Annotated in this window: 11 protein-coding genes; 1 reads left to right on the forward strand and 10 read right to left on the reverse strand. The window is 69.6% G+C overall.

Annotation, left to right across the window (positions count from 1 at the left end):
* Window positions 1-5: 5 nt before the first annotated feature.
* The 3 genes from topA to GON09_RS15695 form a co-directional block, all read right to left on the reverse strand.
* Complete coding sequence (gene topA / locus GON09_RS15685; RefSeq protein WP_244865526.1) at window positions 6-2972, reverse strand: type I DNA topoisomerase; 2967 nt, start codon at window positions 2970-2972, stop codon at window positions 6-8.
* 93 nt (window positions 2973-3065) lie between these two features.
* A complete protein-coding gene (locus tag GON09_RS15690) occupies window positions 3066-3671 on the reverse strand; it encodes a hypothetical protein (RefSeq protein WP_213932593.1) in 606 nt (201 codons plus the stop codon).
* A gap of 163 nt (window positions 3672-3834) precedes the next feature.
* Window positions 3835-4038, reverse strand: a complete 204-nt coding sequence (locus GON09_RS15695) for a cold-shock protein (protein ID WP_003935252.1) — start codon at window positions 4036-4038, stop codon at window positions 3835-3837.
* 390 nt (window positions 4039-4428) lie between these two features.
* Here GON09_RS15695 and GON09_RS15700 point away from each other — a divergent pair, with 390 nt between their 5' ends.
* Window positions 4429-6792 carry a DEAD/DEAH box helicase gene (locus tag GON09_RS15700; RefSeq protein WP_213932594.1) on the forward strand — a complete coding sequence of 788 codons (2364 nt, stop codon included), beginning with the start codon at window positions 4429-4431 and terminating at the stop codon, window positions 6790-6792.
* Between the two features lie 158 nt (window positions 6793-6950).
* Here GON09_RS15700 and GON09_RS15705 read toward each other — a convergent pair whose 3' ends face one another.
* From GON09_RS15705 to ssd, 7 genes are all read right to left on the reverse strand, one after another.
* Window positions 6951-7310 carry an Rv3654c family TadE-like protein gene (locus GON09_RS15705; protein WP_213932595.1) on the reverse strand — a complete coding sequence of 120 codons (360 nt, stop codon included), beginning with the start codon at window positions 7308-7310 and terminating at the stop codon, window positions 6951-6953.
* On the reverse strand, window positions 7307-7693 hold the full coding sequence (locus GON09_RS15710; protein WP_213932596.1) for a TadE family type IV pilus minor pilin: 387 nt from the start codon (window positions 7691-7693) through the stop codon (window positions 7307-7309). Before GON09_RS15710 ends, GON09_RS15705 begins: the two co-directional genes overlap by 4 nt.
* The gene (locus tag GON09_RS15715) at window positions 7690-7893 is read right to left on the reverse strand and encodes a DUF4244 domain-containing protein (protein ID WP_213932597.1); all 204 of its coding nucleotides are present in this window, start codon (window positions 7891-7893) and stop codon (window positions 7690-7692) included. The genes GON09_RS15710 and GON09_RS15715 overlap by 4 nt, the downstream gene beginning before the upstream one ends.
* Window positions 7894-7955: 62 nt before the next feature.
* Window positions 7956-8531 carry a type II secretion system F family protein gene (locus GON09_RS15720; protein WP_307854390.1) on the reverse strand — a complete coding sequence of 192 codons (576 nt, stop codon included), beginning with the start codon at window positions 8529-8531 and terminating at the stop codon, window positions 7956-7958.
* On the reverse strand, window positions 8528-9331 hold the full coding sequence (locus tag GON09_RS15725) for a type II secretion system F family protein (RefSeq protein WP_213932598.1): 804 nt from the start codon (window positions 9329-9331) through the stop codon (window positions 8528-8530). Before GON09_RS15725 ends, GON09_RS15720 begins: the two co-directional genes overlap by 4 nt.
* The gene (locus tag GON09_RS15730) at window positions 9328-10500 is read right to left on the reverse strand and encodes a TadA family conjugal transfer-associated ATPase (RefSeq protein ID WP_213932599.1); all 1173 of its coding nucleotides are present in this window, start codon (window positions 10498-10500) and stop codon (window positions 9328-9330) included. The genes GON09_RS15725 and GON09_RS15730 overlap by 4 nt, the downstream gene beginning before the upstream one ends.
* Window positions 10497-11567 (reverse strand): septum site-determining protein Ssd, encoded by a 1071-nt coding sequence (ssd, locus tag GON09_RS15735; protein ID WP_213932600.1) that lies wholly within the window; start codon window positions 11565-11567, stop codon window positions 10497-10499. The genes GON09_RS15730 and ssd overlap by 4 nt, the downstream gene beginning before the upstream one ends.
* Between the last annotated feature and the right edge of the window lie 120 nt (window positions 11568-11687).

The following is an 11687-nucleotide window of genomic DNA, read 5'->3' on the forward strand; positions in this document are numbered from 1 at the left end:
AACGGTCAGTCGGTCGTCTTCTTCGCGGCGGCCTTCTTCGTCGTCTTCTTCGCCGTGGTCTTCTTGGCGGCCGTCTTCTTGGCGGTGGTCTTCTTCGCCGCCGTCTTCTTCGCGGTCTTCTTGGCCGGACCACGTGAGCGACGGTCGGCGAGCAGTTCGGACGCCCGCTCGTCGGTGATCGTCGTGACCTCGTCGCCCTTGCGGAGGCTCGCGTTGGTCTCACCGTCGGTGACGTACGGGCCGAAACGGCCGTCCTTGATCACCATCGGCTTGCCGCTCACCGGGTCGGTGCCCAACTCGCGCAGCGGCGGTGTGGCCGCGGCCTGCCGGCCGCGACGCTTCGGTTCCGCGTAGATCTTCAGCGCCTCCTCGAGGGTGACGGTGAAGATCTGCTCCTCGTTCGCGAGCGACCGCGAGTCGGTGCCCTTCTTCAGGTACGGACCGTAGCGGCCGTTCTGAGCGGTGATCTCGTCGCCGGACTCCGGATCGGCACCCACCACGCGCGGCAGCGACAGCAGCTTCAGAGCGTCGTCCAGCGTGACCGTGGACAGGTCCATCGACTTGAACAGCGAACCCGTGCGCGGTTTCGGGCCGGTCTTCTTCGCAGCCTTCTTGGCCGGAGCCTTCTTCGCCGCCTTCTTCGCGACGACCTTCTTGGTGGCGGTCTTCGTGCCGCCCTTCCCCTCGGACCCGAGTTCCTCGACGGGGATGGGCGTGACGTCCGGCTCCGGTTCCGGCTCGGGTTCCGGATCGGGGATCAGTTCGGTCACGTAGGGCCCGAAGCGGCCCTCACGCGCGACGATCTCATAGCCGGTGGACGGATCGACACCGAGGACACGTCCTTCCTGCGGTGTCGAGAAGAGCTTCTCGGCGTACTCGAGGGTGAGCTCGTCCGGCGGAAGGTCGTCGGGCAGGTTGGCGCGCTGCGAGGTCGGCTCGGCCTCGGGATCGTCGGGGTCGGTGATCATCCGTTCGAGATACGGGCCGAACCGGCCGACACGCACGTGAATCTCGCGACCCTCGGAGTCGTCGAACAGGCGGATGGAGTTGATCTCGCGGGCATCGATGTCCTCGAGGTTCTCCCCCACCAGCTTCTTCAGACCACCCTTGCGGGCGACCGACTCCTCGTGACCGTCGTCGCTGCCGAAGTAGAACCGCGTCAGCCAGTCGGTGCGCTGCCGGTGGCCGGAGGCGATCTCGTCGAGATCGTCCTCCATTCCGGCCGTGAAGTCGTAATCGACGAGCTGGGCGAAGTGCGCCTCGAGAAGGCCGATCACGGCGAACGCCACCCACGACGGCACGAGCGCGCTGCCGCGCTTGTAGACGTAACCGCGATCGAGGATCGTCTTGATGATCGACGCGTAGGTCGAGGGCCGGCCGATTCCGAGTTCCTCGAGCGTCTTGATCAGGCTCGCCTCGGTGTACCGGGCGGGCGGATTCGTGGAGTGACCATCCGGATCGAGCTTCGTCGCGGTGACGGACGCGCCCTCGGACAGGTTCGGCAGACGCGACTCCGCGTCGTCCGACTGTCCGCCGGCCTCCTCGTCGACGCTTTCGACGTAGGCCTTCAGGAAGCCCGCGAAGGTGATGGTGCGACCCGACGACGAGAAGGTGCACTCCTCGCCGGTGCCCGCGGTGCCGGTGATGCGCAACGTGAGCGTCGTGCCTCGCGCGTCGGCCATCTGGGAGGCGACGGTGCGCTGCCAGATGAGCTCGTAGAGCTTGAACTCGTCGCCGTCGAGACGCGAGTGCAGCTCGCCGGGGGTGGCGAAGACGTCGCCGGCGGGACGGATCGCCTCGTGCGCTTCCTGCGCGTTCTTGACCTTGCGGGTGTACTGGCGCGGCGTCGGGTGGACGAACTCGGCGCCGTACAACTGAGTGGCCTGTGCGCGGGCCGCGGCGATCGCCGACTCCGACAGCGTCGTGGAGTCGGTACGCATGTAGGTGATGTAGCCGTTCTCGTACAGGCGCTGCGCCGTGCGCATGGTGCGTTCGGACGAGAAACGCAGCTTGCGGCCCGCCTCCTGCTGCAGCGTCGACGTCATGAAGGGGGCGTACGGCTTGCGCGTGTACGGCTTGCTCTCGGCCGACGACACCGTCAGCGCAGCACCGGCGAGTGCCTCCGCGAGGCGGCGGGCGCGGTCTTCGTCGAGGACGACGACACCGTTCGACTTCAGGTTCCCGTCGGCCCCGAAATCACGACCCGACGCGACCCGGGCACCGTCGACGTTGACCAGGCGGGCACCGAACGAGCGGGGGCTCGCGTCGGCACCGGCGTCCATCGTGGCCGCGATGTCCCAGTACTCGGCGGACTTGAACGCCATGCGCTCGCGTTCACGCTGGACGATCACACGGGTCGCCACGGACTGCACACGACCCGCCGACAGGCGGGGCATGACCTTCTTCCACAACACCGGGCTGACCTCGTAGCCGTACAGACGGTCGAGGATGCGGCGGGTCTCCTGCGCGTCGACCAGGTCGTTGTCGAGGTCGCGGGTGTTCTCGGCGGCCGCGCGGATCGCGGGCTCGGTGATCTCGTGGAAGACCATGCGCCGGACGGGCACCTTGGGCTTGAGGGTTTCGAGCAGGTGCCAGGCGATGGCCTCACCCTCGCGGTCGGGGTCGGTGGCGAGGTAGAGCTCGTCGGCGTCCTTGAGCAGGCTCTTCAGTTCCGAGACCTTGGACTTCTTGTCGGCGCTGACGACGTAGAGCGGTTCGAAGTCGTGGTCGACGTCGACACCGAGGCGCGCCCACGACTCGCCCTTGTACTTGGCCGGGACGTCCGCAGCACCACGCGGCAGGTCGCGGATGTGCCCGACCGAGGCCTCGACGACGTAGTCGCGGCCGAGGTAGGGGGCGATCTTTCTCGCCTTGGTCGGGGACTCGACGATCACGAGCCGACGCGTGCCCGACGAACCGCCCGCAGTGCTCTTCTCCCGTGCTGCCACCGTGCCGCCCGCACCTTCCCTCATTGCCGACATGTCGCCTTGTTCGAAGACATGTATACCGACCCGTTCCCCAGACGCGGCCACACACAGGGTCGCACATCCTCGGGGAACGGCTCTTCACAAGTGATGATCACCCGGTTCCACGTGCGGCCAGATCCGGCGTGCCGCGTCGGCGTCCGGAGGTGCACCGATGTTCTCGACGAGCCTCGTCAGACGCCTCCGGCCGGAGATCCTCAACCCGGGACCACCGGTGCCGTGCGTACCGATGAGAGTCGGCGCGATGCCGGCGCGCATGAGCGCCTGCACCAGGGATGCATGGGTCTCGGGAGCCGTCGGATCCAGACCGAGAACATACTGTGCTCCCTCGACCTCCATGCGACCGGACGCGAGGAACCACGCGCGCTGGGCCCGCGAGGACGGGACCCAGCCGCTCGGGACAGTCTTCGTGTCGTCGCCGATCCACTGGGTGGCGAGCGGGACGAGAGCGCTCTCGGAGGACGTGCTCACGGTGAACAGATCGCCGTCGGCGACGATGTCCGCCCCCACTCCCGTGTCGGTCACGAGCTGGGCGATGGCACGGGCGCGCCATTCGGCGTCGACCTCCACGGTCAATACCGCGCCGTCGTCGGTGAGGCACGCGCGTCCGTGCGCCGCGAGCAGACCGGTCAGATCGGCCAGAGCCGGCGGCATCGTGTCGGCCCCGAAGAAGGACAGTTGGCTCACAGGGTCCTCCTCTCCCGGCTCCGCGAGCGCGACGAGTGGGTGAGGTCGTACGCCCGTTCGCGCACACGTCCCGGAAAATGCATCGTCCCCCATCACCTGAGGCGACGGGGGACGATCGGGCGAGGTGGTTGGCCTTGCCCGGTTGCTCGCTCGAGCGGGTGGATCAGAGTGCGCGCACGCCGGTGGCCTGCGGGCCCTTGGTGCCCTGACCGACCTCGAACTCGACTCGCTGGTTCTCCTCGAGGGTGCGGAAGCCGGAACCCTGGATCTCGGAGTAGTGAACGAACACGTCGGCGGAGCCGTCCTCAGGAGCGATGAAGCCGAAGCCCTTCTCCGCGTTGAACCACTTCACAGTGCCCTGTGCCATGCTTTTCCTTCTCTTTCTAACACCGGATTCGACGAACCGCCGGGTACGCGATCCGCCAGGTCCCGGTTCCGACCGCTGTACTTCTCGAGTCCCCCGTTGGAAGAGCTAAAGCACCGCGCTCGCAACCATCGATCCTGCGAGCGTGCACTTTTCCAAGTCTACGAACACAGAAGCTGCGACCGGGTGTCAGTCAACCACGTTCCGGGCACGCGCAACAGTAGGAATGGGCACAAACGTGCCAATTCCCTGATCTTGTTCACGCCTCGGTAGCATTACCCACGGGTAGCTGTTGCTGCCATGTTACGGGAGGGCACCGATGCCACACTCGTCCCGGACCTCGGCCCCCACTCGTATCCGACAGACCATCTCGTTCGACCCGCGGAGTACTGCGTGACCGGCTCGCCCTTCCTCCACAGCGGCGACGCCACCCCTACCTACGGTCGCGAGCTACTCGATCGGCTGCTCACGGGCACCCCGTCGGGCGAGTCACCGCTGACCCACGTCGCGGAGATCCCGGCGCGACCCGCACATCACAGCGACTGGCCGCAGTGGGCACACCACGACGTCGTCGACGCGTTCCGCGAACAGGGTGTGGAGCGTCCATGGCACCACCAGGCGAGTGCCGCCGACATCGCCGCCGGCGGGGAACACGTGGTCGTGTCCACCGGCACCGCGTCCGGCAAGTCGGTGGCCTACCAGCTTCCCGTCCTCAGTGCCCTCGCCGACGACCCACAGGCCACAGCCCTGTACCTCTCGCCCACCAAGGCGCTCGGCGCCGACCAGTTGCGTGCGGTCACCGACCTGACCTCCGAGATCGACGCCCTGTCGACCGTGTGCGCGTGCGCCTACGACGGCGACACGTCCACCGAGATCCGGCAGTGGACGCGACGGCACTCGCGCTGGATCTTCACCAATCCCGACATGCTGCACCTGTCGCTGCTACCCGCCCACGCCCGATGGGCCCGGTTGTGGCGTCGTCTGCGGTACGTCGTCGTCGACGAATGCCACTCCTACCGGGGCGTGTTCGGATCGCACGTCGCACTGATCCTGCGTCGGCTGCGGCGCGTCGCCCGCCGGTACGGCGCCGATCCCGTATTCGTGCTCGCCTCCGCGACGACCGCGGAACCGGGGGCCGCGGCGTCCCGTCTCATCGGCGCTCCCTGCCGGGAGGTCACCGAGGACGGTTCACCGCACGGACCTCGCACGGTCGCCATGTGGGAGCCGCCCCTGCTGCGCGAGGTGACCGGCGAACACGGTGCCCCGGTGCGCCGGGCCGCGGGCACCGAGGCCGCGCGTCTGCTCGCGGATCTCGTCGTCGAAGGTGCCCGCACGCTGGCGTTCGTCCGGTCGCGCCACGGCGCCGAACTCACCGCCATGGGCGCACGCCGGCTTCTCACCGAGTCGGCACCGGATCTCGCCGACCGGGTGGCGGCCTACCGGGCGGGCTATCTCGCCGAGGACCGCCGCGACCTCGAGGCGGCCCTCTCCGACGGACGCCTGCTCGGCGTCGCCAGCACGAACGCCCTCGAACTCGGCGTGGACATCGCCGGTCTGGACGCGGTGGTCGTCGCCGGTTTCCCCGGCACGGTGGCGTCGTTCCGGCAACAGGGCGGTCGCGCCGGTCGCCGTGGGCAGGGTTCGCTCGTCGTGTTGATCGCACGGGACGATCCGCTCGACACCTATCTCGTGCACCATCCGCAAGCGCTGCTCGACCGGCCGGTCGAGGCGACGATCACCGACCCGAACAATCCGTACGTGCTCGGACCCCAACTCCTCTGCGCCGCAGCCGAACTACCCCTCAGCGACGCCGAGGTCGACGAGTTCGGTGCGCTCGACGTCCTCACGGCCCTCGCGGAGCAGGGACTGATCCGGCGCCGGCCGCACGGTTGGTTCGTCACCCCCGGTACGCAACCGCACGGCGATGTCGAGATCCGCGGCGGGATCGGCCATCAGATCTCGATCGTCGAGGGCGACACCGGTCGCATGCTCGGCACCGTCGACGCCGCCCGGGCGCCCGCGACCGTCCATCCCGGAGCCGTGCACCTGCATCAGGGCGAGACGTTCGTGGTCGACGAGTTGTATCTCGAGGACGGCATCGCCCTCGTGCACGCCGAAGATCCGGAATGGTCGACGAGCGCTCGGGAGATCACCGACATCTGCTGCGTCTCCGTCGACGAACGACGCGAATACGGGCCCGTCACGGTCGCGTCCGTGGGGGTCGAGGTGACGCATCGGGTGGTCGGCTATCTGCGCCGCCTGCCGTCGGGAGAGGTGCTCGACCAGATCCCCCTCGACATGCCGGAGCACACGCTCGACACCCGCGCGGTGATGTACACGATCGAACCCGACCTGCTCGACAGGATCGGCGTGACGCCCGATCGCGTGCCGGGCGCGCTCCATGCCGCCGAGCACGCCGCGATCGGTCTGCTCCCCCTGCTCGCGACGTGCGATCGTGGCGATATCGGCGGCGTCTCCACCGACCTGCACCCCGACACCGGGCTACCCACCGTCTTCGTCTACGACGGGCAACCCGGCGGTGCCGGATTCACCGAACGCGGTTACCACCGGATCGTCAAGTGGCTCACGGCGACTCGCGATGCGGTTGCGGCCTGTGAATGTGCCGCGGGATGCCCGTCGTGCGTGTACTCCCCCAAGTGCGGCAACGGCAACGATCCACTCGACAAGGCCGGAGCGGTCGCCGTCCTCGACGCCGTTCTCGACGCGATCGAGAGGCCCGGGCCGCTCGGGTCCTGATACCGCGCTCCCTTCGCCCGAGCCTCGTCGATCACTCGAAGCAGTGCCGATTCAGAGCACCGGTGTGCCATTCCGGAGGACTCCGGACACATTTCGAGAGCATGCCTCGAGGTCGAATCGGCCGGATACGACCCCGGGAGCGACCCTCCCATCCGGTCTCATCCAGCAGGACCCGCCCGCGCCACGGCGGCCGCCTCCCTGTCCCCGAAGAGGGAGGACACCGGGACGGTGACCTCGACGACCGCGTCCCACCGATCGATGTCGCAGCGCCGCAAACGCACTCGCATCCGCGAGGTGATCGGTTCACTCGCCTCGCATGCCGCCACGACACCTCGGTCCAGCGCCGCGGCGACCGCCACCGCGGCCAGGTCGGCCGCCGCCTGAGCACGATGACGGGCCACGACGACCGACCCGACGTGCAGCAGAGTCGCGGTGATCGCGATGAGGCCGGCCATCACGGCGCAGCCGATCACGCTCGCGCTCCCGTCGTCGCCGACGAGGGACCGGCCCGACTTCATCGCATTCCTTCCGGCTCCCGCGCCGCCACCGCCTCGGCCGTCAGCGTCAGCAGTGGAAGCAACGGGCTTTCGGCGGTCACGACCACGACGATCAAGTCCCCCTCCTCGCGCACCGCCACGCGTGCATCCGGGGGTGCGACGCGCGCGGCCACGTCGAGTGCCCGCGCCTGATCGCCCCGTGCCGTGAGGCGGGCGGCTTCGCGTGCGGCGTCGTGGCACCGCACCTGGTACGCGATGCCCAGTACCGCGCCGAGGCACAGCACGAGCACCGAGACCAGGCTTGCGATCGCAAGAGCCGCTTCGACGGTGACGCCTCCGCGGTCCTCGCGGACGAAGACCGTAACCGACGTCCGGCGAACGTTTTTCGACTCCGGATCCCTCACACCGACGTGTTCAGTGCTCGTTCGACGATGCCTGTCAGTGCGGAGACGATCGAGTCGCCGGTCACCACCGTGTACAGCACCGCCCCGAATGCCGCAGCCGCGATGGTGCCGATCGCATATTCCGCCGTCGACATGCCGTCGTCCTGTGCGACGAGCCCACCGATCCGACCACACAATCCACGTGCGAACTCCGTGGTCATCGTCCGTTTCCCCATCTTCCGTTCCTTTCCATTCGTGCAACGCAGACCGTCCGCGCCGACATTCACATCAGCCCCGCACCCAGGACGTCCCGCGCCAAGCCGACGACGACCGGCACGATGCCCAGACATACGAAGGCGGGCAGAAAACACAATCCGAGCGGTCCGCTCACGAGCACCCCGGCACGATCGATCTCGGCGGCCACCCGGTCCTCCGTATCGGCGCGATGCCGGACCGCGAGTTCGGCGACGGTATCCGAGAAGGGCGCACCGGATTTCGCGGATCGTCGTGCCGCGCGGGCGAAGTCCTCCAGCGCGTCGGTGGCCCCCACCCCGGCCCACGCTTCGGCCGGATCGGCTCCGAGTGCCGATCGGTCGGCGCCTCGACGCAATGCCGCCGCGAGGTCCGGTGGAGCAGACTCCGCAACGACCCGTGCCGCGCCGCCGGCCGGCATCCCCGCGCGCAGGCACGCTGCGAACAGATCGAAGGCGGCGGGAACCGCGTGCGGATCGATCACCGGATCGGGTGTCGTGCGCCGAACGACATCGGATTTCGCGAGGGAGAGACGTTCCGCACCGCGAGGAACGGGCGCGACGACGAGTGCGGTCGCTCCCAGCATCACCGCCCAGGTCGCGCTCACGCCGCCACCCGTGCCGCGATCCGGTCCGTCCACAGCAGACCCGCACAGACCAGCACCGTGCCGACGACGAGCATGATGCCTCCGAGACCACCGCCGAGCAGGATGCCGAGCGGAGACGCACCCATGAGTTGTCCGAGGCCTACCCCGAGCACCGGCAGCCCCGCCAGGACCGACGCCGTGGCCCGGGCGCCGGCGAGCCCGGCCTCCGTGCGGGCGCGGATCCGCATGCGCGCGGCCAGATCGACCCGCGCGGCCCCGAGCAACTCGGCGAGAGCGAGACCGTGACGGTCGGAGACCGACCACGCGTCGGCCACCCGAGCCACGCTGTCGGCGACACCGCCACCCCCCGACGATGCTGCGACCGATCGCAAACCGTGCGCAGCCGACCCGCCGAGCCGCGCTCGTGCCGCAGCGACCCGGAACGCCCCGGCGACGGGACCGGTCGTCTCCCGGGCAGCCACCTCGCACGCGTCGGCGGGATGCGTTCCCACCCGCAAGTCGGCGATCACGGTATCCAAGCCGGACAACAGTATTCGCCGATCGCGATCGAGTTCGGCCGCGCGGTTCCGGGCTCGGCGACGCCATAGGACGGTCGCGACGACCGCCGCCGCAGCCACCGCCGACGTGATCCCCGCCCACATCACGACCGTCGCCCCCACGGCGACCACCGCCCCGAGGACGAGAGCGCGCGGCACCGGACGTGCCGCCGCATCGGGTGTACCGCGCCGCAGCCGGCGACGGGCCGAGGGCGACGGCAGGACGAACAGCGCTGCCGCAAGGCACAGGATCGTCGCGTTCACGGCGCGTCCCGTCGACGCAGTATTCGTTCGAGGGCGTCCATGCCGTGCTCGCTGCCCCGGTCGTGTGTCCATGCGGGCGTAACGATCACACCCGCGACCGGGTCGCGTTCGACCACGCCGATCTCCACGAGACGTCGTGCTCCGTCGGTACCGCGGTGCACGTGCAGGACCACCTGCACCGCGGCAACGAGTTGACTGTGCAGTGCGGGCCGGTCGAGGCCCCCGAGCGCCGCGAGGGCCTCGAGTCGCGCAGGCACCTCGTCGGGCGAGTTGGCGTGCACCGTTCCGGCGCCGCCGTCGTGACCCGTGTTCAAAGCGGTCAGAAGATCGACGACCTCTGCTCCTCGCACCTCGCCGATGACGATACGATCCGGTCGCATCCGCAGGGCCTGCCGCACGAGATCGCGGACGGTGACCTCCCCGACCCCCTCCACGTTCGGTGCCCGCGCGACGAGCCGCACCACGTGCGGGTGTGACGGAACCAGCTCGGCGGCATCCTCGACGCAGACGATGCGTTCCGTGGGGTCGACCGCACCGAGGAGCGCCGCGAGCATGGTCGTCTTCCCTGCCCCGGTACCCCCGACGACGAGGAAGGCCAACCGGGCACGCACGATGCGGAGCAACAGCCGATAGGCGTCCTCGGAGACCGCTCCGCGATCGCGCAGCGCGTCGAGCCCCTGGGTCGCGGGTCGCAGGACCCGCAACGACAGGCACGTCCCACCCTGGGCGACCGGCGAGAGCACTGCGTGCAGCCGAACGCCGAACTCGCCGTGTCCGGGCAGTCTGCCGTCGACCCACATCTGGGCGTCGTCGAGGCGGCGTCCGGCGAACAGCGCCAGTCGCTGTGCGAGCCGCCTGACCGCCGCCTCGTCGGGAAAGGTGACATCGGTCAGACGCAGCCCGTTGCCGCGATCCACCCAGACGCGGTCGGGTGCGGTGACGAGCACATCGGTGGTCGCCGGGTCCGCCAGGAGATCCTCGAGCGGACCCGCACCGGTCAGTTCGGTCTGTAGATGTCGCAGGGCTGCAAGCAGATCGGAGTCCCCGAGTACTCCGCCGGATTCCGCGCGCAAGGCAGCGGCGACGCGGGCGGGGGTGAGTTCTGCGGTCTCGTCGGCCAGCCGGTCGCGGACCCGGCCGAGGAGCTCGTCCCCGAGGATCCCGCTCATGCCGCACGCCTCGGACCGACGCGGTCGGCTCCGACGGCTGCCAGCACGTCGTGCGCCGCACCGAGCAGCGGCGAACGTGGCCGCAACCGCAGGCCGCCGCGTTCGAGCATCTCCGTCAGGCCGGGCTCGGGACGCATCGACGTGAGTACGTCCAGGCCCACCGCGTCCGCCACGTCGACGGCTCGCAGACCACCGGGTGCAGGTCCGCGGACGACGACTCCGGCCGGTTCACCCCGGGCCGAGAGCGTGCGGGCGACCCGGGCAGCCGAAAGCACCGCCCCGATGCGGGCCGGTACGACGAGAAGCGTGAGGTCGGCCAGTGCGATCACCGCGTCGGCGACCGGGTCGAAACTGCGTCCCACATCGCAGACGACGGTCGTTCCCGCCCCCCGCACGGCCTCGACGACCGACCCGACGGCCCCAGCGGTGAGCCGGTCGCTGTTCTCACGGTCGGTGGACAGGACTCCCACACCGGGTGACCAGACGGGCACGGCGTCGCGCAGGGCACGCGCCGAGATCCGGCCTCCGTCGACGGTGAGTCCGGACCACCGCACCCCGGGGTGCTCCTCGAGTCCGGTCAGGACGTCGAGCCCCGCGCCGAACGGGTCGGCGTCGACGAGCAGGGTGTCGCGTCGTTCGTCGTGCCCCGCGGCCCAGGCCAGCGCGGCGGCGAAGGTCGACGCACCCGCTCCTCCGCATCCGCCGACGACCGCGAGGACAACGCCTGCCCCGGCGGAGGGTTCGCCGGCGGCCGCGACGATCGAGAGCAGTTCCACCTCCTCGGACGGGAGGGCAAGGACGTGTTCGGCGCCGACTGTCGCGGCGGCCTGCCATTCCGTGAGGTCGGCGGTTCCGCCGCACACGAGGATCACGCCGGGTCGGCGAGGGTACCCACCCGCGCACGACACGGCCGCGGCAGCGTCGAGCACGACGATTGCGGCGTCGGTCCACGCTCTGCGGGGTACCGGCACGGACATCTCGTGCAGTGTGCGGTCGGCCGCCGCGACCACGCGACGGAGGTCGGCGACCAGCGCTGGATCGTCGATCAGTCCGAGGATGTCGTTCATGCCCGACAGGCTGCCGCGTCGCGGAGCCGGGGACGCCGTGGAAACGGTGCCGGGAGCCCCACCTGTGGATGAATCGGGGGCCTGTGGACAACCCGGGTGTCCGCGACGTTCATACGTCGA

Origin of the sequence: Rhodococcus sp. B50, assembly GCF_013602415.1 — a bacterium.
Taxonomy (GTDB): domain Bacteria; phylum Actinomycetota; class Actinomycetes; order Mycobacteriales; family Mycobacteriaceae; genus Rhodococcus.

Excerpts from the sequence above, each read along its gene's own strand:
- topA (WP_244865526.1), bottom strand. The coding sequence starts at position 2,972 with ATGAGGGAAGGTGCGGGCGGCACGGTGGCAGCACGGGAGAAGAGCACT.
- GON09_RS15695 (WP_003935252.1), bottom strand. The coding sequence starts at position 4,038 with ATGGCACAGGGCACTGTGAAGTGGTTCAACGCGGAGAAGGGCTTCGGC.
- GON09_RS15705 (WP_213932595.1), bottom strand. The coding sequence starts at position 7,310 with ATGAAGTCGGGCCGGTCCCTCGTCGGCGACGACGGGAGCGCGAGCGTG.
- GON09_RS15715 (WP_213932597.1), bottom strand. The coding sequence starts at position 7,893 with ATGACCACGGAGTTCGCACGTGGATTGTGTGGTCGGATCGGTGGGCTC.
- GON09_RS15730 (WP_213932599.1), bottom strand. The coding sequence starts at position 10,500 with ATGAGCGGGATCCTCGGGGACGAGCTCCTCGGCCGGGTCCGCGACCGG.
- ssd (WP_213932600.1), bottom strand. The coding sequence starts at position 11,567 with ATGAACGACATCCTCGGACTGATCGACGATCCAGCGCTGGTCGCCGAC.